The sequence below is a fragment of the Acinetobacter sp. LUNF3 genome, assembly GCF_022699605.1.
GTDB lineage: Bacteria > Pseudomonadota > Gammaproteobacteria > Pseudomonadales > Moraxellaceae > Acinetobacter > Acinetobacter johnsonii.
Genome location: NZ_CP093968.1, coordinates 53,113 through 74,623, shown reverse-complemented (window position 1 = coordinate 74,623; position 21,511 = coordinate 53,113). Strand labels below are relative to the sequence as shown.

20 protein-coding genes are annotated in these 21,511 nt (G+C 41.2%); 8 read left to right on the top strand and 12 right to left on the bottom strand.

What is annotated here, in order from left to right:
- Positions 1 to 15: 15 nt before the first annotated feature.
- The 8 genes from MN200_RS00355 to tviB all read right to left on the bottom strand — a co-directional run bounded on the left by MN200_RS00355 (position 16) and on the right by tviB (position 8,129).
- Positions 16 to 1,155 (bottom strand): glycosyltransferase family 4 protein, encoded by a 1,140-nt coding sequence (locus tag MN200_RS00355; RefSeq protein ID WP_242759875.1) that lies wholly within the window; start codon positions 1,153 to 1,155, stop codon positions 16 to 18.
- Positions 1,152 to 2,246, bottom strand: coding sequence for a glycosyltransferase (locus MN200_RS00350; RefSeq protein WP_242759873.1), 1,095 nt, complete (start codon positions 2,244 to 2,246; stop codon positions 1,152 to 1,154). The genes MN200_RS00355 and MN200_RS00350 overlap by 4 nt, the downstream gene beginning before the upstream one ends.
- Positions 2,243 to 3,361, bottom strand: coding sequence for a glycosyltransferase (locus MN200_RS00345; protein WP_058868612.1), 1,119 nt, complete (start codon positions 3,359 to 3,361; stop codon positions 2,243 to 2,245). Before MN200_RS00345 ends, MN200_RS00350 begins: the two co-directional genes overlap by 4 nt.
- Before the next feature lie 31 nt (positions 3,362 to 3,392).
- On the bottom strand, positions 3,393 to 3,941 hold the full coding sequence (locus MN200_RS00340) for an acyltransferase (RefSeq protein ID WP_058868693.1): 549 nt from the start codon (positions 3,939 to 3,941) through the stop codon (positions 3,393 to 3,395).
- 94 nt (positions 3,942 to 4,035) lie between these two features.
- Positions 4,036 to 4,629, bottom strand: a complete 594-nt coding sequence (locus MN200_RS00335) for an acyltransferase (protein WP_242759870.1) — start codon at positions 4,627 to 4,629, stop codon at positions 4,036 to 4,038.
- Positions 4,629 to 5,801 (bottom strand): oligosaccharide flippase family protein, encoded by a 1,173-nt coding sequence (locus MN200_RS00330; RefSeq protein WP_242759868.1) that lies wholly within the window; start codon positions 5,799 to 5,801, stop codon positions 4,629 to 4,631. The genes MN200_RS00335 and MN200_RS00330 overlap by 1 nt, the downstream gene beginning before the upstream one ends.
- 10 nt (positions 5,802 to 5,811) lie before the next feature.
- Positions 5,812 to 6,837: an NAD-dependent epimerase/dehydratase family protein gene (locus MN200_RS00325; protein WP_058868609.1), complete on the bottom strand. Its 1,026-nt coding sequence runs from the start codon at positions 6,835 to 6,837 to the stop codon at positions 5,812 to 5,814.
- Between the two features lie 14 nt (positions 6,838 to 6,851).
- Entirely contained in the window at positions 6,852 to 8,129 is a 1,278-nt protein-coding gene (gene tviB, locus MN200_RS00320) for a Vi polysaccharide biosynthesis UDP-N-acetylglucosamine C-6 dehydrogenase TviB (protein WP_058868608.1), read from the bottom strand.
- A 385-nt stretch (positions 8,130 to 8,514) separates the two neighbouring features.
- Between tviB and MN200_RS00315 the strand changes: the two genes are divergently transcribed.
- The 5 genes from MN200_RS00315 to MN200_RS00295 all read left to right on the top strand — a co-directional run bounded on the left by MN200_RS00315 (position 8,515) and on the right by MN200_RS00295 (position 13,908).
- The gene (locus tag MN200_RS00315) at positions 8,515 to 9,585 is read left to right on the top strand and encodes a polysaccharide biosynthesis/export family protein (RefSeq protein WP_045015057.1); all 1,071 of its coding nucleotides are present in this window, start codon (positions 8,515 to 8,517) and stop codon (positions 9,583 to 9,585) included.
- A 2-nt stretch (positions 9,586 to 9,587) separates the two neighbouring features.
- The gene (locus tag MN200_RS00310; protein ID WP_017396973.1) at positions 9,588 to 10,016 is read left to right on the top strand and encodes a low molecular weight protein-tyrosine-phosphatase; all 429 of its coding nucleotides are present in this window, start codon (positions 9,588 to 9,590) and stop codon (positions 10,014 to 10,016) included.
- A gap of 31 nt (positions 10,017 to 10,047) precedes the next feature.
- Positions 10,048 to 12,243 (top strand): polysaccharide biosynthesis tyrosine autokinase, encoded by a 2,196-nt coding sequence (locus MN200_RS00305; protein WP_058868607.1) that lies wholly within the window; start codon positions 10,048 to 10,050, stop codon positions 12,241 to 12,243.
- 213 nt (positions 12,244 to 12,456) lie between these two features.
- Positions 12,457 to 13,161: an FKBP-type peptidyl-prolyl cis-trans isomerase gene (locus MN200_RS00300; protein ID WP_058868606.1), complete on the top strand. Its 705-nt coding sequence runs from the start codon at positions 12,457 to 12,459 to the stop codon at positions 13,159 to 13,161.
- A 54-nt stretch (positions 13,162 to 13,215) separates the two neighbouring features.
- Positions 13,216 to 13,908 (top strand): FKBP-type peptidyl-prolyl cis-trans isomerase, encoded by a 693-nt coding sequence (locus MN200_RS00295; RefSeq protein WP_058868605.1) that lies wholly within the window; start codon positions 13,216 to 13,218, stop codon positions 13,906 to 13,908.
- Positions 13,909 to 14,059: 151 nt separating this feature from the next.
- Here MN200_RS00295 and murJ read toward each other — a convergent pair whose 3' ends face one another.
- Together murJ and ampD are read right to left on the bottom strand one after the other, a co-directional pair.
- Entirely contained in the window at positions 14,060 to 15,616 is a 1,557-nt protein-coding gene (murJ, locus tag MN200_RS00290) for a murein biosynthesis integral membrane protein MurJ (RefSeq protein WP_171253414.1), read from the bottom strand.
- Positions 15,617 to 15,693: 77 nt separating this feature from the next.
- Positions 15,694 to 16,266, bottom strand: a complete 573-nt coding sequence (gene ampD / locus MN200_RS00285) for a 1,6-anhydro-N-acetylmuramyl-L-alanine amidase AmpD (protein WP_058868603.1) — start codon at positions 16,264 to 16,266, stop codon at positions 15,694 to 15,696.
- Positions 16,267 to 16,450: 184 nt separating this feature from the next.
- Here ampD and nadC point away from each other — a divergent pair, with 184 nt between their 5' ends.
- Complete coding sequence (gene nadC / locus MN200_RS00280; RefSeq protein ID WP_114392618.1) at positions 16,451 to 17,296, top strand: carboxylating nicotinate-nucleotide diphosphorylase; 846 nt, start codon at positions 16,451 to 16,453, stop codon at positions 17,294 to 17,296.
- 73 nt (positions 17,297 to 17,369) lie between these two features.
- Here the strand turns inward: nadC and rph are convergent, their stop codons facing one another.
- Positions 17,370 to 18,086, bottom strand: a complete 717-nt coding sequence (rph, locus tag MN200_RS00275) for a ribonuclease PH (RefSeq protein WP_004684198.1) — start codon at positions 18,084 to 18,086, stop codon at positions 17,370 to 17,372.
- Positions 18,087 to 18,247: 161 nt separating this feature from the next.
- Between rph and MN200_RS00270 the strand changes: the two genes are divergently transcribed.
- Together MN200_RS00270 and MN200_RS00265 are read left to right on the top strand one after the other, a co-directional pair.
- Positions 18,248 to 18,925: a TetR family transcriptional regulator gene (locus tag MN200_RS00270; RefSeq protein WP_058868601.1), complete on the top strand. Its 678-nt coding sequence runs from the start codon at positions 18,248 to 18,250 to the stop codon at positions 18,923 to 18,925.
- Positions 18,926 to 19,034: 109 nt separating this feature from the next.
- A complete protein-coding gene (locus MN200_RS00265) occupies positions 19,035 to 20,669 on the top strand; it encodes an O-antigen ligase family protein (protein WP_242759865.1) in 1,635 nt (544 codons plus the stop codon).
- A 72-nt stretch (positions 20,670 to 20,741) separates the two neighbouring features.
- Here the strand turns inward: MN200_RS00265 and MN200_RS00260 are convergent, their stop codons facing one another.
- Positions 20,742 to 21,359 carry a thiol:disulfide interchange protein DsbA/DsbL gene (locus MN200_RS00260; RefSeq protein ID WP_058868599.1) on the bottom strand — a complete coding sequence of 206 codons (618 nt, stop codon included), beginning with the start codon at positions 21,357 to 21,359 and terminating at the stop codon, positions 20,742 to 20,744.
- Positions 21,360 to 21,511 lie beyond the last annotated feature (152 nt).

Genomic DNA, 21,511 nt, shown 5'->3' with positions numbered 1-21,511 from the left:
TTGGGTAAATCGCCTTTAATGAATATCCATTTCAGCCATCATGTGCTTATTCACTTGATGCACATCATATTTATTCAGCGCAATTTCTCGCGAACGCTGTCCCATATACTCAATCAGTTTTGGATCTTCAATAAAGTATTGCATGCATTGCACCAAATCATTGACTGATTTCACCGCAACCAAATAACCATTCACACCGTGCGATACCGTTTCACGACAACCTGGTGCATCAGTGGTAATAATCGCCCGTCCCATAGCCATTCCCTCTAATACGGTACGTGGCGTGCCTTCACGATAAGATGGCAACACATACACGGAACTTTCCGCAATTGCAGGACGGACATCACTGAGCTTGCCCCAATATTTGAGGCGACCATCTGCAATCCATGTATCGAGTTCGGCTTGAGAAATGGCTGATGGATTATCATCAATCCAACCGACCAAATGAAATTCCGCTTCAGGATGCTTTTCTTTGATGATACGTGCCGATTCAGCATATTCACGCACACCTTTATCACCCAAAAGCCGTGCAATGAGCAAGAATGAGGCTTTGACCACGCCTGCATCATCTTTCGGTAAAGGCATGACATCAAAGTCTTGTACATTTACCCCTGAACCATTCACCACCACAGTTGGTTTATTGGCATCAAGCAAATGCATGTCTTGGAAAAGCTTTAAATCATCAGGGTTTTGGAAAAAGACTTTGTCGCTACGTTTGAGCGCTTGCGCATATAAGCCATGCACCAGCTTTTGAAACAGACTACGCTTGCCAGATTCCACATTTTGAAAGGCATAACCTAGACCAGTAATTAAAGCAAAACGATGCGGTACTTTCGCCAGCCATGACGCGAGCGTGCCATAAATCACAGGTTTAATAGTATAGGACAGCACATACTCAGGCTGAATTTGACGAATTTGCCGATAGATATGTTTTAACAGTTTTAAATCCGCCAGCGGATTGGTGCCAGTGCGCTGCATGGGAATTTCATGCAGATGATAGCCAAGGGCTTGCAGTTTTTGCTGTTCTTCGGGGAATGATGCGAATTCAGGTGCCATGATGTGAATTTCATAGCCGTGCGCAGAAATCGCTTCTAATAACTTGCCACGAAAATTGAGTACAGATGGCAAAAAACTGCTGATCATTAAAAACTTCATGCCTTTTGGCTCCACACCTGCATATATTGACGGCTGACAGTTTCAATACTGAAATTCTGCTCAACCCGTTCACGCGTCGCTAGTTTTAAGCTTTGCTTTTCTGCTTCTGATTTTTGTGTATAAGCTAAAATGGCATCTACCACAGCTTGTGCATTACGTGGTGGAACGATATTTCCTAAATCCTGCACAATATATTTGGCATCGCCCACATCGGTGCTGATACAAGGCAAACCTGATGCCATGGCTTCGACCAACACATTCGGAAAACCTTCGGTAATTGACGTCATCAAAAATACATCGATCGATTGATAAAAAGCAGGCATATCTGAGATTTGATCAAGCAAATGAACTTTTTCGGCATCTAACTGATACTGCTCGAATAAAGCTTTCACTTCAGGATTTTCTAGGCTTGCACCACCACCTGCAATTTTAAAAATGATGTTTTCATTTTTCAGCAAGCCCATGGTTTCAAACAAATAGGGATAACCTTTGGCCGTATGATAACGCCCTGCAAAACCAATCACGGTTGGTTCATGCAATTGAGGATTGGGCTGAAATTTATCTAAAAACACGCCATTGGCAATCACTTGACTATTGGCATTTTTAAAGCCAAAGACCTGATGCTGCTGCATAGACGAATGCGCACAATAAATAATGGCACTGGCTTGTTGGGACAGTATTTTGCTTAAGCCTAAGGCAATTTTCGTGCTGATGGATTCATCTTTAGGAGAAGCAAGAGAATGATGAATGCCCCACACCACATTCGGTTTTTGAGCTAAACCAAGCATACTTAAACTTGTGAGCACATTGGCATGATACATCCAACATTGCACGGTTTTGGGTTGTAGTTGTTTCAGTAAACCACGCAGTTTTTGAATCGTACCCAACGTATTTAAACCATTCCACTGCAGTGCATAATATGACTGACAACAATCTAAAGTACGTTGATAAACCTCAGAGGTTTTCATCAATGCAATGATCACATGTTTATACTGCTGCTCTGTGCATTGGATCAGGCGTGCCAACATCATCTCAGCACCTCCCACGCCCGCAAAGTTGGTAATCACATGCACCATTAATGGTTTAGTCATGATGCAGACTCCATCATTCGCAAATATTGCTTGAGTACGGTTTGCTTATGAAACTGTTGAATATGTGATTCAAAATCAGCTTCTTGATATTGCACATAATCTGCAAAAATTGCCTGTTGCATAGCTTGGGTTAAACCTGCCTGATCATTGCATTCGACTAATAAACCAAACTTGGAATGTTCTAGAATTTCCATCGGGCCGCTTGGGCAGTTGGTACTGACCACTTTTACTTTTGAAGCCAACGCCTGAATGAGTACTCCAGGCAAACCTTCCCAATTGGAACTTAAAACAAACAGCGATGCATATTTAAAATAAGCGTATGGATTAGCATCAAAGCCCGGTAAATCCACCACATCGTTTAAACCCAACTCGGCTACTAGAGCCTCAAACTCAGTACGCAGTTCACCCTCACCTAAAATCAATAATCGGGTTTCAGGATGCTGATTATGCAAGGCTTTAAAGGAACGAATCAGAAAACCAAAGTTCTTTGCTTCAGTGAGACGCCCCACTGCCAAAATCACTTTATGGTCATTATTAAAAAAGCGATGTGTGACTGGCGCTTTGAGTTTTTCAAAATAGGCATCGTCCAATACTGGGTTATAAATGGTACTCAGATTATTATTTTTATAGGCATAATATTCACGAAAATCGGCTTCAACCCCTTTAGAAACACAGACCACTTGCTGTGCCATAGGATAAGTCCAATTCACCAAAGTTTTCAGCACAAATTTAGCAATGCCTTGCAACTTCATATTTTTTGACGGCGTAGATACTTCACGGAAGATCAAACGTGTTGCAACACCTGCAAGCTTTTTCGCAATGCCTGCCACAATATTGGTATGGGTTTGCGTTGCCACTAAGCAATCATATTGCTCAGCTTTCATTTTTTTTTTCAAGGGCGTAATGCTATTCATCACCCGACCGCAATTAAAATTGACCAATTCAATTTTTGAACTCACTTCGGGTAACAGCTTGGCTTTATCACCATTTAGGTCACATACACCCAAATGAATCTTAAGTCCTTGTTCGACCAAACTATTCGCCAGTTGAATGACTGTACGTTCTGCACCGCCACCGCCCAAGCTTGGCAAAAAGAACATGACTTTATTCAACATATGCAGACCTAAATTTTAAAATGGGAGAATATTAATGCGAGCTTTTTGAGGCTTGAGTCGCCATGGCACGTTCCACGCGCGCACGATAATCCGTAATACCAGCTAAGTCAGTATCACTGGCACAGGTGCTTTGAATTTTGGCTTGGAAGTCATCAAAACTGCTCACCACTTTGGCAGGTACACCAATCGCCACGCTATGGTCAGGAATATCTTTGGTCACCACCGAACCTGCACCAATCACGACATTTGAGCCAATGCTCACGCCCGGCATAATAATGCTATTCACACCTATAAACACATGCGAACCTACTTGAATCGGGGCAAAGCGTTGATAGCGTTTCCCTTGCTCATCTTTGACCAAGCAGGTACTGCCATCATGGGTAATAAATTTCACGCCTGAAGTCACCGTGACATGATCACCAATTGAGATTAAAAACGGTTCTGAGCCCCAATTTTTAATATAAATTCGGCAGTTTTCACCAACTTTCACACCTTTTTTACGTGCATAAGCCACACTGCCCTTCGCCATAAAATAAGCAAGATCAAACAGCTGTCGAAGAGCAGAAACCATAAATGCCATACGCATGACCTATGTCAGGATCAGAAAATCAAAAGGGAGAAAATTAAGCTGAATATTTTACGCTGAAAATATGTTTTACGATATGCATAGCACTTTACACAGATTTGATTTTTTTGGCCGGAATACCGACATACACCCCTGATTCAGAGAGAGGTTTTGACACTAAACTGCAGGCACCAATTACACTGTCATCGGCAATAGTTACACCATCAAGTACCGTAACCCGTGCACCAAGCCAGATATTTTGCCCTAAACTCACGCCCTGCTTGGTAATCGCATCTTTCACCAAAAGATCAGGCTCACCAAATTTATGGTTGCTGGCAATCAAAATACTTTGCGTACCAATACGGGTGTTATCGCCAATCGTGATACCACCACAGCCATTGATAAAAGACTTCGAGTTAATGCTGACGTCTTGACCAATCGACACCTTGCCACCAAAGCATTTGATATAACAGCTTTCCCCAATAAAGCTGTTATCTGCAATTTCTAAAATCGCACCTTGCTCGACAATTAAACTGACATGATCGCCAATATAGACATTCTTACCGATCTTGACTTGGCCATTAATCTCTAGGGTACACGCTTTGCCGAAGTAACGGAATTGTGTACCAAATGCCATGTTGTACATCACTTTACGGCACTGTGAAGCAAACCAATTCATGTATTTTAAGAATTTAAAAAACATCAGTTTTTGTTTCTCCACACCCCATATAAAATGGCAAAGTTATAGAAAATTAATGCCACAGGCACCGCAAGTAACATATACACTTTATCAGCAAAGACAGCATAGAAGCCTACAAATAAAGCGAACTTAATCATGAGTTCTACGATTTGCAACTTAAACAACACTTGGCTGTTGCGCTGAGCAATCAGAAAAGCTGAGCTTGGTGGATTACAGAAAATCGCCCAATAGCCCATAGCTAGAATTTGGAAATAGGTCGAGATCCCCACCCATTCACTGCCAAAAACCCATAAATATAAAGATTCAGGCAATACAAACATCAAGGCAAATAACGGCAGTGAAACTAAACTCAGTAACACACTGGCTTTTAATGCATTCTGGCTTGAATTTGTATCTTTAAATTTGCGAATAAAAAACTGACGTAGGGTTTGTGAAATAAGATTAATCGGAACACGCAAAGTCCGTTCGACAATGGCATAAAAACCCATTGCCTGCACCCCAACAAAATGCGACACCACATAATAGGGTAAATTATGCGAAAAACTATTCAGCAACGCATGTGGTGTATTGGCATAAATAAAATCTTTGTAATGTTTAAATGCCTGCCAACTGACTTGATAGAGCTGGTGTTTCAGCAGATAAAGTAATACTGCCACAATCATAATGATCGAGCTGATGTTATAACTGTTCACCAAGCTAATTTGCATAACAAACGGTAAGGACAGTTGAACCGCCACCACGATGGCACTACGGAAAATATTTAAACCTGCACAAAAATATTCTTTATGTGCGGAAAATTGATAATTATACAGACTCTGAATCAGGGTATTGGCAAGCACACCTGTAGCAACTGCACCTGCCATTTCAACATTTAAAATTGCACTGATGACGATGCCACTAATGACAGCAATCGCAGTTGAGAATACAGCCCCTTCAAAAATCAGACTCTTTTTATCTTGCTCGTCCGCGACTAACAATGCTTGATCAAGACGTAAATTAGCAACCGTGGATAAAATACTGACAATCGCCAATGCAATCCCGTAAGCACCAAAATCAGCAACAGAATATAGGCGTGTTAAAACAGGAAGTGCGATAAATGTCATTGTCGCACCTGCCAGTAAACTTAAGGTAATCAGCCCAATCGACTGATATTTTGCGAACAGTTTCGCAATCATCTATTCAAGATCATTTTAAGTTGTTTACGTACCAACGCATGGCCAGTTGAATGCCCTCGGCAATTTTAAACTCAGGCGCATAACCCAAGTGTTGCTGAATCTTGGCAATGCTGGCTTGTGAATGACGTACATCACCCGCACGAAACTCACGGTAAACAGGATCACGCTCAAAGTTCACATCATTTGTCGCAAGCGCGACTTGAATAGCACGATATAACTCATTCAAAGTTGTGCGGCCACCTAGTGCAACATTATAGACCTGATTTTTTGCTTCATCGCTTTGCGTTGTCGCAGCTAAAATATTCGCTTGCACAACATTTTGAATAAAACAGAAATCTCGACTGGTTTCACCATCACCGTTAATAAACACATCTTCACCAGCAATCATTGATGATGTCCATTTCGGGATCACTGCTGCGTAAGCGCCTTTCGGATCTTGGCGTTGACCAAACACGTTAAAGTAACGTAAGCCAATTGTTTTAAACCCATAAGTTTTCGCAAATACGTCTGCATATAACTCATTGACGTACTTAGTCACTGCATAGGGTGAAAGTGGTTTACCAATATTTTCTTCTACTTTTGGCAATGCGGGATGATCACCATAAGTCGAACTGCTGGCTGCATAAGTAAAGCTTGCAACACCTGCATCACGTGCTGCAGTGAGCATATTTAAGAAACCACTGATATTGGTTTCATTAGTGGTGATGGGGTCAGCAATTGAACGCGGTACAGAACCGAGCGCTGCTTCATGCAAGACATAATCCACACCTACACATGCTTTTTGGCAATCTGCAAACTGACGTATGTCACCTTCAATAAAGCTGAATTTTGCCCATTGCTCCGCAGTCACTAAGCTTTGTACTTCGTCCAAATTATGCTGATGCCCTGTGGCGAAGTTATCTAAACCCACCACAGTTTGATTGAGCTTGAGTAAAGTTTCTAAAAGATTCGAGCCTATAAAGCCCGCAACACCCGTCACCAACCAAGTTTTGGGTGTAGCTTGTAGGTTTGCACATACCTGTTGATATTGATTCATAGTGGTATGTCCTCTTATAGACGAAGGTCAGATTCGGCTTGAGATAACACATATTTCAAGTCATATAACACATGCTCAGATTTACCTAAGGCACGGATGGCTTGCACGCCCATATCTTTAAACTGGTGATGGGCAACAGCCAAAATTACAGCATCATATTTGCCATTTTCCAGCGCCTGTACTGGGCTAATGCCGTACTCATGTTCAGCTTCAGCTGCATCTACCCAAGGGTCATAAACATCAATTTGAGTGTGATATTCCTTGAGTTCATTGACGATATCAATGATGCGTGTATTACGAATATCTGGGCAGTTTTCTTTAAAGCTTAAGCCTAAAATGAGGACCTTGGCATCTTCAACTTGAATGCGTTTTTTCAACATGGCTTTAACCAGTTGAGTCACCACATAAGCACCCATACCATCATTCAAACGGCGGCCTGCCAAAATAATTTCAGGATGATAACCCATCGACTGTGCTTTATGGGTTAAGTAATACGGGTCAACCCCGATACAGTGCCCACCCACTAAACCTGGGCGGAACGGTAAAAAGTTCCACTTTGTCCCCGCAGCTGCGAGTACATCTTCTGTATCAATACCCATTTTATTGAAGATCAAAGCAAGTTCATTAATTAACGCAATATTCACATCACGTTGCGTGTTTTCAATCACTTTTGCTGCTTCTGCGACTTTGATACTTGGCGCTTTGTGCGTCCCTACCTCAATAATAAGATTATAAACTTCATCGACAAAATCAGCGACTTCGGGTGTAGAACCTGAGGTGATTTTTAGAATATTGGTGACACGATGCAATTTATCGCCTGGATTAATACGCTCTGGGCTATAACCTGCATAAAAATCCTGATTGAATTTTAATCCTGAATTTTTTTCTAAAACAGGAATACAAACTTCTTCAGTTGCACCTGGATAAACCGTTGATTCATAGACAACCACATCGCCTTTTTTCAGTACTTTAGCAATACTTTCGGATGCTTTAACCAAGGGAGTCAGGTCGGGTTGCTTAAATTCATCGATCGGGGTTGGCACTGTCACAATAAAGAAATTACAGTCTGCTAACTGCTGTAAGTTTGTGGTGTAGCTTAAATGCGTTGCTTGCTTTAATTCTTCTGGTGAAACTTCTAAAGTATGATCTTGTCCGCTCTGTAGCTCATCAATACGCTTCTGGTGAATATCAAAGCCCACCACAGGAACTTTTTTTCCAAACTCAACAGCTAGCGGTAAACCGACATAACCTAATCCGATGATGGCAATTTTTAATTCGGAGAGTTGTAACATACTGAAGCCTATGTCATCGATGAATCATCAATCATCGTTATGTTGTAAATAGCGTTAAATTATATCAGAAAATCAAATTTCGATTGTGTAATGATGTTCTAAACATACATAAAAAGCCATACTTTCCGACTCACACAGATCATATCTATGGTCTTTTTTTTCTATATGCTATTTTGTTAGGATCAAAGTCTCAGGTACATTTTTTATATTTTATAAAAAACCTAATGGAATTACGTTTTAAAACATCAATAACTATATTAAATAGCACGAATAGTATAGAATTTTGCAGTCTGAAACGTACAATTAGGGTTCATTGGCCCGTTCAAAAACATTCAAATTTATAAATAGGATTTATATTCGAGTGAATTACTATCGTTATAGCGTTATGCTGGTTTTGAGTTTAGGAATTACAGGATGCGCAATGACCCCTGGACTTCAGACATATGATTTACCACAACAAGGTTCCTATAAAACAGATCAAGGTGCTGAATTAAATGTTGTACCTTTGACACAAAATAATATTCCTGCTATTTCTCAAGCGAATTCGCAAAATTTAGCTCAAATTCAAACGTTATTTCAGCATCAGCAATCCATATATAAATTAAGTGCAGGTGATGTTTTATCGATCCAACTTTGGGCTTATCCTGAAATTACACCACCAATTCAAGATGCAACTAATGTAAAAGCTGTTGGTTATCCCATTGATCCTAACGGTAATGTACAGCTTCCTTTAGTCGGGTCAGTTAAAATTGCTGGGAAAACGCTTGCTCAAGCGAATACATATTTGCGTAGTCAATTTAGTAAATATTTAAAACACCCTGATGTTGTCGTTAGAGTGTTATCTTACGAAGGCAAAAGATACTTCGTAAATGGTCAAGTACTTAAAAGTGGACAATACACTTTAAATGATCAACCAATCAGCCTCTATACCGCACTAGGTCAAGCCGGTGGTATTGATACCAAAACTGGCGACACCACTAATATTCAACTCATTCGTAATGGCGCTACGTATAATTTAAATACCATTCAACTCGAAAAAAATGGTTTATCACTACATAATTTATTAATTCGCCCGAATGACACAATTTTTGTAAATACAAAACAAGATCAAAAACTTTATGTCATGGGTGAATCAAGTAAAAGCCAAGCGATTAACTTACGCGATCAAGGCATGTCTTTAAGTGATGTATTGGGTGAAAGTGAAGGGATTAACCCTTACTCAGCTAGTGCAGCTAGAATTTATGTCATGCGTACAGATTTAGATCAGAAGCAGTCAACTATCTATCACTTAAATTTGAGTAGTATTGGTAATCTAGCATTAGCCAATCAATTTTCCATGAAAAAGAATGACATTGTATACATTGATGCAACTGGTTTGACTCGTTGGCAGCGTGTAGTCAATCAGATCATTCCATTCTCGAGCGCACTTTATAGTTTTGATCAGCTTGGGAAATAATTATGGCGTTTAAAAATATACTCGTTGTCTGTGTCGGAAATATTTGCCGTAGCCCGATGGCAGAATATTTCCTAAAGACGAATTGCCCAAAACAACACATTGAATCTGCAGGATTGTCCGCAATGGTAGGACATCATGCAGATGAAAAAGCAATTCATTGTATGGACCAATTTAATATTGATATGCGTCCACATATTGCAAAACAGATCAATGCATCTTTAATTAAGCAAGCAGACTTAATTCTAGTAATGAGTACGAATCAGGCTCAGCATATAGAAAAACAATGGCCGTTTGCAAAAGGTAAGGTCTTTAGATTAGGCCACTGGCAAGGAAAAAATGTCCCTGACCCTTATCAACACGATCAAGACTTTTTTAATGAGTCCTGTAAAAACATAAGCAATTATGTTCAGGATTGGATGCCACATTTTTAATATAAATTATTGAATAATCAGTTGTTAAATTATGACTCAAAACTCAAAAACTGAAGATGATACTATTGATTTAAAAGAGCTCTTTTTTTCTCTGGTTGCTCAATGGAAAACTATCGCTCTTTGCATCATATTAAGTTTAATCTGTGCCTTACTCTATATTCGCACCACACCTTCCATATATTCTACGGATGCTTTAGTTCAAGTCGAAGATGGCAAAAGTGCTGCGTCTGCTGCATTATTAGGCGAACTCAAAGAAGTCTCTGGTGGTCTTGGTCAAAAATCGCCTGCCGATGCAGAGATTGAGATCTTAAATTCTCGAATGGTGTTAGGCAAAGTGATTGATGACCTCAATCTGAACATCAGTATTCAAGATCAAAATAATAGCTTCTTTAAAAAACTTCTCTCTTCAGAAAAAGGCCAATTGAAATTTGATGGCCAAGGCGTTAGTTATAGCACCAAGCAAAATAGTTTTTTAGTTAAAGAGTTCGATGTCCCAAATTATTATTTAGATAAAAAACTGACTTTAGATTTCAAAGCAGACTCTAAATTTACCCTAAGTCATAAAGATAAAGTGATCTTTGAAGGTCGTTTAAATCAACTCAATCAATTTGTTGACGGCTATGGAGCTTGGAAAATTAATATTTCAAGTACACAGCCATTTGAACACGCTTTTATATTATCTAAACTCTCACTGCCTTCAGCTGTCAAAAACTTAAAATTAAATTATGGTGTAGCAGAAAAAGGGAAAATGACAGGTGTCATTGGTTTAAATTATGCTGGAGAAGATAAACAGCATATTACTAATGTGCTGAATCATATTTTAGAAATTTATCACCAACAAAATATTGAGCGTAAATCGTTAGAATCAAAACAAACCCTCAATTTCTTAGATCAACAATTACCTGAATTAAAGCAACAACTTGAACAATCTGAAATTAAATTTAATGAGTTTCGTGAAAAATACAATACGGTAGATGTCACTCAAGAAGCTGAACTCATGCTCAAGCAAAATATTGAACTTGAGAAAATGCGTATTGAGTTAAAACAGAAACAAGCCGAATTGTCTGCTAAATATACACTTGATCATCCGTTGATGGCTGAAATTAATGCACAGGTAAATTCTTTAAATCAAAAGACTCAAGAATTAAACAAGTCTATTAAACAACTTCCAGAAACACAGCGCCTGTACTTACAACTTTATCGTGATGTCAAAGTAAATACTGAGCTTTATACATCACTTCTTAACAGCTACCAACAGCTCAAAATTGCAAATGCTGGGGAAATTGGTAATGTCCGTATCATCGACACAGCTGTTGAACCTGAACGACCAATCAAGCCTAAAAAATTAATCATTTTGATTTTATCATTATTTGTAGGTGGTTTTATTGGTGTATTAATTGCACTTATTCGTAACATGCTGCGTTCGGGTATCAAAGATTCGACTGAAATTGAAAACAACCTTGATCTACCTGTATATGCAACGGTGCCGCGTTCTCCTGTTCAAGAAAGCCGTATTAACATTCTGAAAAAGAAAAAGAATATTCCTATTTTGGCTGTTAAAAACAGTGATGATATTGCGATTGAAAGCTTACGTAGTATGCGTACCGCCATTCATTTTGCTTTAAGTTCTGCAAAAAATAACCTGATTATGATTTCAGGCCCAGCACCAGAAGTCGGGAAATCTTTTATTTCGACCAACTTAGCCACAATTTTGGCGCAAAGCGATAAACGTGTTTTGATTGTAGATGCTGACTTACGTCGTGGATATTTACATAAGTACTTTAACTACGACACTCAACCAGGTCTCACTGAATTACTCAATGGCCAACACAGCTTAGAGACAGTGATTCGAAATACTGAAGTACCTGGCTTAAGCGTCATCTCCAAAGGTAAAAGTCCAACCAATCCATCTGAACTCTTAAGCTCGGCTCAGTTTAAGAACGTCTTGGAACAACTGTCTGAGAAGTTCGATCATGTGATCATCGACACACCACCAGTACTAGCTGTAACCGATGGGATTATTATTTCTCAATATACAGGCGTTAATTTAGTGATTGCGCGTTATGCGAAAACACAAATGAAAGAGCTTGAGTTAACCATCAATCGCTTTGAACAAGCAGGTGTTAAAGTCAATGGTTTCATTCTAAATGACATTCAACGTACAGCTGGTTCAGGTTATGGCTACAATTATGCTTATGCTTATAAAGCCAATAAAGAATCAGACTAAAGACAGCTATTAGCCGATAAAAAGCCAGAACTTGATTTCTGGCTTTTTATTTTGTATGACAAACGTTTATATATTCAAATCCTTATAGTTTTTTTAAGGACTTCGGCATATATTAATTTGAAAATGTACTGGTGGTACAAAACACGTCATTCATGAAGTCTGCTAAGATGCTAAAAAACTTTTTGAATGTAATAGAATTAGGAAAAATTTCACATGAGTAAAGCCTTACCCATTGCTGTAGCTGTTATTCTAGGCGGTGCTGCACTTGTTCCCGTTTATTATGCATCTCAACACCCAGCTTCAGCCGAAGCCCAAGTTTCAAAAAATGCATCTGCCGTAGAAAAAATTAGCTATGCACTGGGTTATGAGGTTGCTCATCAAACCCCACCAGAACTCGATATTAACAGTTTTGTAACCGGTGTCCGTGCTGGTCATGCCCGTAGCCAACCCGCCTATAGCGAAGAAGAATTAAAACAAGCCTATGAGCAGTTCCAACAAGAAATGCAGCAAAAGCAGGCCAATGATGCGAAGCAAGCACAAACAACCAGTGACAGCTTCTTAACTGAAAATGCGAAAAAACCTGGGGTGAAAACCACAGCGTCAGGCTTACAGTACAAAATTACGCAAGAAGGCACAGGCAAGCAACCCACTGCCAGCTCTGTCGTGACCGTGCATTACAAAGGCCAACTGGTCGACGGTAAAGTCTTCGATAGTTCGCTTGAACGTGGCGAACCGATTGAGTTTCCTTTAAACCAAGTGATTCCGGGTTGGACTGAAGGTCTACAACTCATGAAAGAAGGTGGGAAAGCGACACTTTACATCCCTTCTAACTTAGGCTACGGTCCACAAGGTGTACCCAGTATGATCCCAGCCAACAGCACGCTTATTTTTGATGTTGAACTGATCAAAGTAAAATAAGACAAGTCAATCAAAGGAGAGCTTTTGCTCTCCTCTTTTTATTGAGAATACAATATGAAAATTCAAACAACATTACTCTGTGGCTTGTTACTTTCTACACCTGTTTTTGCTGCACCGATTAATAATAAAAGCAGCATCAATCAACAAGTCGGTTATAGCTTTGGCTATATCATGGGTCGGAGCAATGCCGAGTCTATTCAAGATTTAGATCTCGATGCTTTTGTACAAGGGTTACGTGAAGCATCTAAAGGCCAAGCTGCGTCATTAAGCGATGAAGAAATGGCGCGTGTACTCACCCAATATAAACGCCAAGCCGAGGCAAAACAGTTATTAGAAGTTAAACAACTGGCTGATAAAAATGCCAAAATTGGTGCAGCCTTTTTAGCTGAAAATGCGAAAAAACCCGAGGTAAAAACCACGGCTTCAGGCCTGCAATATATGGTTTTACAACAAGGCCAAGGCAAGTCACCTAAGGCCAACAGTAAAGTCAAAGTCCATTATGAAGGGCGTTTGATTGATCAGACCGTTTTTGACAGCTCGATTGCACGTCAACAGCCTGCGGAGTTTCAAGTCAGCCAAGTGATTCAAGGTTGGACTGAAGGCTTACAGCTAATGAAAGAAGGCGCAAAATATCGCTTCTTTATTCCCGCTAAACTGGGCTATGGCCAAATTGGTTCAGGCGATGTGATTGAACCGAACAGCACCTTGATTTTTGATGTGGAACTGATTGAAGTGTTGCCAAAATAAGGCAGCAATGCAAAGGCAATGCTATATACAAAATAAAAAGCCTGATCTTCGTGATCAGGCTTTTTATTAATTTCAATCTATTCTTCAATCAAGCCGTGCTTTTTTTAAGCTACGCACTTTGCTTGCAATATAAAAAAAGTACTGCTTTGTTTTATGCTTCATGTTTGAGATGACGTGGTCTAAACCCAGTAAAGAGCAAACCAATCGCATAAGCCACGACACCCACCACACACAATCCGAGCACTTCTGCAACACGGATCCATTGTGAAACATCACCATTATACCAAGTCAATGCATACCACAATGCCGCAATCATCATGGCGTTAGCAATACCAAACTGGATAAATAGTTTTTTCCAGTGTGCGCCAAAACGGAAAATATCGCGCTTGTGTAGATAGAAATACAACATCCCCGCATTCACGAGTGCAGAGCCCGAAGAAGCTAAAGCTAAAGCCATATGCTCTGCCTGCCAGTCAATCAGTTTAAAGAAGCCAATAAACACCACGTTTAAAATCGCATTTGCGGCAACGGCCATTAAACCGACACGGACTGGCGTTTTGGTGTCTTGCTGCGCATAAAACCCAGGTGCAAAGACCTTAATCAACATAAATGAAATCACCCCAGCACTCATACATTGCAGCGCCAAAGCCGTCATTTGCGTATCTTCAATGGTGAATTGACCGCGTTGGAACAGGGCCTGAATAATGGGGGTCGATAACATAAACAGCGCGATACTCGCTGGCACCCCCACTAAAACAATGACCTTCGCAGCCCAATCCATCATGCCACGGAACTTCGACATATCTTGCTCTGCATGACGGGTCGACAATGCGGGTAAAATCACCGTACCAATCGCTACCCCAATCAAGCCCAAAGGTAATTCAGTCATACGTTCCGCACTGTACAACCATGACACTGAACCGTCTTGCATAAACGAAGCCCAAATGGTGTTCAGGAGTAAGTTGATTTGCGTGACGGAAACACCAAATAGCGCTGGCAGCATCAATTTCATGATGCGATCCACCCCTTCATGTTTAAAATCGACTTTCGGTGGAATCAGTAACTTTTTATGCCAAAGTTCAGGAATTTGGATCGCCAGTTGCAATACACCCGCAGCAATCACCGCCCAACCCAGTGCCATAATCGGTTCTGCCATATACGGCGTCAGCCACCATGCCCCCGCAATCATCGCAACATTCAGTAATACTGGTGAAAAGGCGGGCGAAGCAAAGGAACCATAACTGTTTAAAATACTGCTGGCAAATGCCGTCAACGACATAAACAATAAGTAAGGAATGGTGAGGCGGAACATTGAAACCGCGAGGTCGAACTTCTCTGGATCGGCATGGAAGCCTGGTGCATAGATATAAAGCACCGCTGGAGCTGCGACCATAGCAATGAAGGTTAAAGCCGTCATAACGGTCATCAAACAACCAAAGACTCGACTAATCAGAATTTGAACTTCCGCATGGGTACGCCCAGTTTTATATTCGGTCAGTACTGGAATAAACGCCTGTGAAAATGCTCCCTCAGCAAATAACCGACGGAAGAAGTTCGGGATACGAAAGGCCACAACAAAGGTATCGAAATCTTTCCCTGCACCAAAGACATTTAGTAAGACAATGTCTCGTACCAAACCCAAGACCCGAGAAAGCATGGTCATTGCACTTACAATTACGGTTGACCGCCACAGCGCCATCGTATCCACCTAGTTTTTCATTTGCCGCTATTGTAATGAAACTTCAGCGAATATTTGATTGTTTAATGTTGTTGTTGACTCTCAATTCATTGACTTTTTAACTGCTGCAAACGATTTCGATAGCCTAACCAATCAAAAAATGCGCCTGGATCGGTCTTACGTCCTGGCGCAATATCGGAATGTCCTGCCAAATGCTGTTGAATTTGAGGATAGGTCTGTTGTAAACAGGCCGTCACGTGTACCAATGTTTCATATTGGGCATCTTCAAAAGGCAAGTCATCACTGCCCTCAAGCTCAATGCCAATCGAATAATCATTGCACTCTTTCTTGGCCAAATAGCTTGAGCGTCCTGCATGCCATGCACGGTCGTTAAAATTGACAAATTGTAAGACTTCGCCACTTCTTAAAATCAGTAAATGCGCTGAGACTTGCATGCCTTGAATAGTTTGAAAATATGGATGTACTGACCAATCCAATTGATTTTGAAAAAATTGTTCAATATAGCCGCCGCCAAACTGTGACGGAGGCAAGCTGATATTATGGATGACAATCAGTTGAATCTCAGTATCAGCAGGACGTGCGTTAAAATTAGGCGATGGAATTTGTCTTGCTCCCAGCAGTTGCCCTGCTTGCACTTGAAACGACGGAATGACCTGCATATTTTTATTCCTCAAACCCATTGCGCCCTTCGGGCAATCTTTTTTAATGTCTCTCATGCTAAATCTTTCCCCGTTATTTCTCAAATTGCTCAGCGTTTGATTCTTAAATTTTCACGCCTTTTTCAGGAAAAATGCTAATATATTGCGCAATTTTCATGGCTTCTATAAAGATACGGACAATCGGATGAGCATATCGCAGCAACTGCTTGAACAATCTATTCAACTGAATATTCAACAGGCATTACAAGAAGACATCGGTGATGGTGACATTACGGCACTTTTGACACCTGAAGATGAACAAGCGACTGCGACCATTATTAGCCGTGAAGACATGATTCTTGCAGGTCAACCTTGGGTCAATGCATTAATTGCAGCGTTTGATCCAAGTGTACAAATCATCTGGCTAAAAAACGATGGCGATCTGGTTTTTGCCAATGAAACCATTTTTAAACTGGCAGGTTCAGCACGCAGCTTACTTACGGTTGAACGCCCTGCACTCAACTTTGTACAAACACTATCTGCTGTAGCCAGCAAAACAGCGGAATATGTCAAACAACTGGATGGCTTAAACACCAAGTTGCTCGATACCCGTAAAACCCTACCGGGTCTGCGTATTGCCCAGAAATATGCTGTCGCAGTCGGCGGCGGTCAAAACCATCGCTTAGGCTTATTCGATGCTTTTTTAATTAAAGAAAATCACATCATGGCGGCAGGCGGCATCGCCCAAGCCATTGCCAAAGCGCATCAAATTGCCCCAGGCAAACCTGTCGAAGTCGAAGTTGAAACCTGGGCGGAATTAGAGCAAGCATTGGAAGCCCAAGCTGATATCGTGATGTTAGACAACTTTAGCCAGCAACAAATGATTGATGCGGTCAAGCATGTTGCAGGACGTTGTAAATTGGAAGCATCAGGGAATATCACCATTGCCAATTTACGTGAAGTCGCAAGCACAGGCGTGGATTATATTTCGATGGGTGTATTGACCAAAGATGTCAAAGCAGTCGACCTTTCTATGCGTTTTAATGCTTAATTCTAGTAGTTCGCATTCAATCCACACCCAATAAAAAACGCACTCTCAAGTGCGTTTTTTATTGGGTTAAAACTTACCAGCCCAGTGCTTGCTGCTGTTTTTTCACCAATTCTTGAATGCCCTTTTCCGCCATTTCTAACATGGCATTGCACTGTACACGGGTAAAGGGTTTATCTTCTGCCGTGCCTTGAATTTCAATAAACTCGCCAGCTTGGGTCATGACCACGTTTAAATCCGTTTGGCAGTTTGAGTCTTCTTCATAGCACAAGTCTAAAAGTACTTCGTCTTGGAAAATACCGACTGAAATTGCAGCCACTAAGCCTTTTAATGGATCTTGCTTAATTTTCTTTTTCTCAAGCAATGTGTTCATCGCATCAATGAGGGCCACCGCAGCACCGGTGATCGCAGCAGTACGTGTACCACCATCCGCCTGAATCACATCACAGTCGATGGTAATGGTATTTTCACCGAGTTTTTTTAAATCCACCATGGCGCGTAGACTACGACCAATCAAACGTTGGATTTCTTGAGTACGACCACTTTGCTTACCACGCGCAGCCTCACGGTCACTACGGGTATGCGTCGAACGCGGCAACATGCCATATTCAGCGGTTACCCAGCCCTGACCCTTGCCTTTTAAAAAGCGTGGTACTGAGTTATCAATACTTGCCGTACAAAGAACTTTGGTATGACCAAACTCAACCAATACCGAACCTTCCGCATAACGTGTGTAGTTACGAGTAATGGTGACATCACGTAATTGATCTAATGTTCGTTGGTCGATACGCATAATACGCCCTTCATCTGACTTAATAGGTTGGCGCATAGTATAGCAGAAGCAGACCCAAAGCATTTGTCTGACTGCATTGCATTTGTAATTGATCACCTGCTTCCCTACCCATCCATATTCTTTGTTAAACTGAAGCTTAAAAGAGGCTGAGGCAATCATCTATGTCGATTCGAGAAGAACGTAAACAACAAAGCCGCCAAGCTTTGTTGAATGCTGCATTACAACTCAGCACCTCTGGACGTTCCTTTGCTCGCATTAGTCTCCGTGAAGTCACTCGCCAAGTGGGTTTAGTGCCGACCGCTTTTTATCGCCACTTTGATGACTTGGATGAGTTAGGACTTGAACTGGTTGACCAAGCTGCGCTCCACATCAAAAGCATGTTAACCCAATTGGGGCAAAGCTATGTTTATGGTCCACATGCTACGATTGAGCACAGTTTAGATCTATTTTTTCATGCTGTAGAGCAACATCCTGAACAGTGGATTTTCTTGATTGGAGAACGTTGGGGTGGTTCTGCCTTGATCCGTGCTGCCGTTGAGCGAGAAATTGCCTTTTTAATCGATGACTTCGCCCATGAATTAACCCATATTGAAAGCATGCAACATATTCATGACAGCGAAGACCTCAAAGTATTGGCCAATATTTTAATGGATGCCTCCTTTAACTGGGCCATGCGCTGGATTGGTTTGAGTCGAGATGTGGCTCCCGAGAAACTACGGCAGCAGCAGGCTGCATTTAAACTGCAAACCATCGTGCAGATTCAACTCATGTTCCGCGGAATATCCAATTGGCAACGACCATCTGCTCAAACTAAACAAGCCAATCCGACCTTGCATTAAGACGCTCGCAGACGTAATTTTTGCTGTATTACAAAATTTTTAATGTGCTTTGCTCAAACTCGGATGCTTTTTCACTATCATAGAGCCAGTTTTTTCATCTGTAGCTCCTATGCGTTTTTTTCTTTTTTTAGCGGCGAGTGTCTGTATTTCCTTGGCATGGCTATTGCCCATTCATTATCGACCTTGGGTCACCTATACAGGTGAATTGTTTGCATTTTTATCACTATTTGCACTCTCTGCCTTATTTTTAAAAGAAAAACTCTTGCTCCCGAAAGTGAGTCTACCGCTATTGCTGTTGAGCCTCGTGCCCTTCATTCAGTATGGTTTTGGCGAGCTGTTCTTTTTCAGCAAAGCCCTGATGTGTGGCTTATATATCTTTGCATTCTGGTTGAGTATAGTTTTAGGTTTTAACCTGAGCCAAAAACCCTTGGAACGTGAGCAATTATTTAGTGGTCTGTGTAGTGTATTTTGGTCGGTCGGTCTGGTAACAGCGCTCATCGCCACTTGCCAATGGCTCAATATTGAACAGTACATTCCCGGCATGACTGCCTTAAAAGGCGATCGTCCTTATGCCAACTTTGCTCAGCCGAACAATATGGCGAGCTTTCTGATTCTGTCCTTACTCGGCACACTGTACCTATTTGAAAAGAAAAAATTCAACTCGATTCTGCTGTGCGTAAGTGCCGCATTAATGCTATTTGCAGTGGCACTGAGCCAGTCCCGCACATCATGGGTCGCAAGCATTTGTGTACTGCTGTATTTGTTCTATCAACAGTACAAAGGTGTGGTTGAACTGAAGTGGTATAGTGCCCTCGCATGGTTTGCGTTGTTCATTGCATTTACTGCGTTTATTCCGCAGCTCAATCATCTATTGGCTCAGCTGTCTAATGTCGAAGTGACCCAAACTCGGGATGCGGTTGCGCGAGCAACGGGTGATATGTCACGTCTTGCCATTTGGCAACAGATGCTGCATGCCATTGCTGAGCGACCTTGGTTTGGCTATGGTTGGCATCAAACCAGTGTGGCTTACACCCTAATCAGTGATCAGTTCCAAGGCCCCGTTTGGGTGAAAAGTGCGCACAACTTCATTCTCGACTTTATTGTGTGGAATGGATTGGTGATTGCGATTCCATTTTTTGCCTATCTCAGCTATTGGGGCTATCAACTGCAAAAGCATGCGACATCGCTCGAATCTGTGATTGGACTTCTGATGGTCGGCGCTTTACTGATTCACGGTATGCTCGAATTTCCATTGTTCTACGCTTATTTCTTGCTGCCACTCGGATTGATTCTAGGCATTATTCAATCTCAGCAAAAAGTGAAAATATGGACTTTACCGAGCTTTGCCATGCCGATCACATTTACTGTCTGTGTGGTCTTGGTCGCACTGATTATTCGTGACTATGAGTTGATGGTACCAAAGCTGAATCAAGCTTCTCGTTATGAACACACCCCTGAAAAGTTCACCAATCAAGATCACATTTTACTGCTGTCGGAGTTTAACCGTCGCATTGAATGGATTCAATTAAATCCATACAGCAAAGTCAGCCCTGAGCAAATTCGTGACTATGAGGAAATGGTGCTGAACTACCCGATCCCCTATGATTCGACTAAATTTGCCAAACTCTTGGCCTTTAACGGCTATGAAGCCGAAGCCCGTCATCAACTGTGGCGCTTAAAAACCTTAAGAAAAATTGAGCTACGTTATGAGGATTTATTGCAGCCAGCATCAGCCGTGCAATAAACATCCTTAACCCATAAAAAAGCCTGCTGATGCAGGCTTTTTTATGGGTTAAGGACTTAAAACAGATTCAGCTTATTTTGCAGTACGTTCTTTTTCAATCAAGTAATCCACGACTTGAGTCACTTTAGCATCTTCACCTTGCACAATATATTTACCATTCACCGTCACAGCAGGAACACCACTGAGTTGATAGCGCTTGGCTAAGTCTTGTGCTTGTGCAATTTTTGAAGTGATCGCAAATGATTTATAAGTGCTGTTAAATTTCGCTTCAGGAATACCAAACTGAGTATAGAACTTGGCTAAAGCAGGTTGCTCTAGAATCGGTTGATTTTGATCATGAATGGCATGGAATAAAGTCAAGTGGGTCTTTTTACGTACACCCAAGGCCTCAGACACATAATAAGCTCGCGCCGCTTGTTCCCACACTGGATTCATGGCTGCTGGGGTACGCACGAAACGCACATCTTTCGGTAATTTTTTCAACCAAGTCTGCATATGCGGTTCAAGTTTAAAACAGTGACCACAGCCATACCAAAAGAATTCGCGGACTTCAATTTTTCCTGGCACTTCCACCTGTACAGGTGTTGGTACGACGATATAGTCCTGACCTGCCACAAAATTTGCAGCCATTGCACTGCCCGAAATTGCGAAAACAGCGGTTGCTAAGCCACTCAAAAGGAGTTTTTTCATTGAACTTATTGTCCTCAAAATCATTATGATAAGTTTATGCAAATACTATAAATCAAATATGCCAAATTCGTTTTCATTCTGTGAACTTTTTTCAGGCTTTTATCGCTTTTTCTAGAATAAACGCTACACTAAGCCCTAGTGAACGTTTTAAA

What these genes read in the sequence shown, in the direction of transcription:
- MN200_RS00355 (WP_242759875.1), bottom strand. Translation starts at nt 1,155, where the DNA reads ATGAAGTTTTTAATGATCAGCAGTTTTTTGCCATCTGTACTCAATTTT.
- MN200_RS00350 (WP_242759873.1), bottom strand. Translation starts at nt 2,246, where the DNA reads ATGACTAAACCATTAATGGTGCATGTGATTACCAACTTTGCGGGCGTG.
- MN200_RS00345 (WP_058868612.1), bottom strand. Translation starts at nt 3,361, where the DNA reads ATGTTGAATAAAGTCATGTTCTTTTTGCCAAGCTTGGGCGGTGGCGGT.
- MN200_RS00340 (WP_058868693.1), bottom strand. Translation starts at nt 3,941, where the DNA reads ATGGCATTTATGGTTTCTGCTCTTCGACAGCTGTTTGATCTTGCTTAT.
- MN200_RS00335 (WP_242759870.1), bottom strand. Translation starts at nt 4,629, where the DNA reads ATGTTTTTTAAATTCTTAAAATACATGAATTGGTTTGCTTCACAGTGC.
- MN200_RS00330 (WP_242759868.1), bottom strand. Translation starts at nt 5,801, where the DNA reads ATGATTGCGAAACTGTTCGCAAAATATCAGTCGATTGGGCTGATTACC.
- MN200_RS00325 (WP_058868609.1), bottom strand. Translation starts at nt 6,837, where the DNA reads ATGAATCAATATCAACAGGTATGTGCAAACCTACAAGCTACACCCAAA.
- tviB (WP_058868608.1), bottom strand. Translation starts at nt 8,129, where the DNA reads ATGTTACAACTCTCCGAATTAAAAATTGCCATCATCGGATTAGGTTAT.
- MN200_RS00315 (WP_045015057.1), top strand. Translation starts at nt 8,515, where the DNA reads ATGCTGGTTTTGAGTTTAGGAATTACAGGATGCGCAATGACCCCTGGA.
- MN200_RS00310 (WP_017396973.1), top strand. Translation starts at nt 9,588, where the DNA reads ATGGCGTTTAAAAATATACTCGTTGTCTGTGTCGGAAATATTTGCCGT.
- MN200_RS00305 (WP_058868607.1), top strand. Translation starts at nt 10,048, where the DNA reads ATGACTCAAAACTCAAAAACTGAAGATGATACTATTGATTTAAAAGAG.
- MN200_RS00300 (WP_058868606.1), top strand. Translation starts at nt 12,457, where the DNA reads ATGAGTAAAGCCTTACCCATTGCTGTAGCTGTTATTCTAGGCGGTGCT.
- MN200_RS00295 (WP_058868605.1), top strand. Translation starts at nt 13,216, where the DNA reads ATGAAAATTCAAACAACATTACTCTGTGGCTTGTTACTTTCTACACCT.
- ampD (WP_058868603.1), bottom strand. Translation starts at nt 16,266, where the DNA reads ATGCAGGTCATTCCGTCGTTTCAAGTGCAAGCAGGGCAACTGCTGGGA.
- nadC (WP_114392618.1), top strand. Translation starts at nt 16,451, where the DNA reads ATGAGCATATCGCAGCAACTGCTTGAACAATCTATTCAACTGAATATT.
- rph (WP_004684198.1), bottom strand. Translation starts at nt 18,086, where the DNA reads ATGCGTATCGACCAACGAACATTAGATCAATTACGTGATGTCACCATT.
- MN200_RS00270 (WP_058868601.1), top strand. Translation starts at nt 18,248, where the DNA reads ATGTCGATTCGAGAAGAACGTAAACAACAAAGCCGCCAAGCTTTGTTG.
- MN200_RS00265 (WP_242759865.1), top strand. Translation starts at nt 19,035, where the DNA reads ATGCGTTTTTTTCTTTTTTTAGCGGCGAGTGTCTGTATTTCCTTGGCA.
- MN200_RS00260 (WP_058868599.1), bottom strand. Translation starts at nt 21,359, where the DNA reads ATGAAAAAACTCCTTTTGAGTGGCTTAGCAACCGCTGTTTTCGCAATT.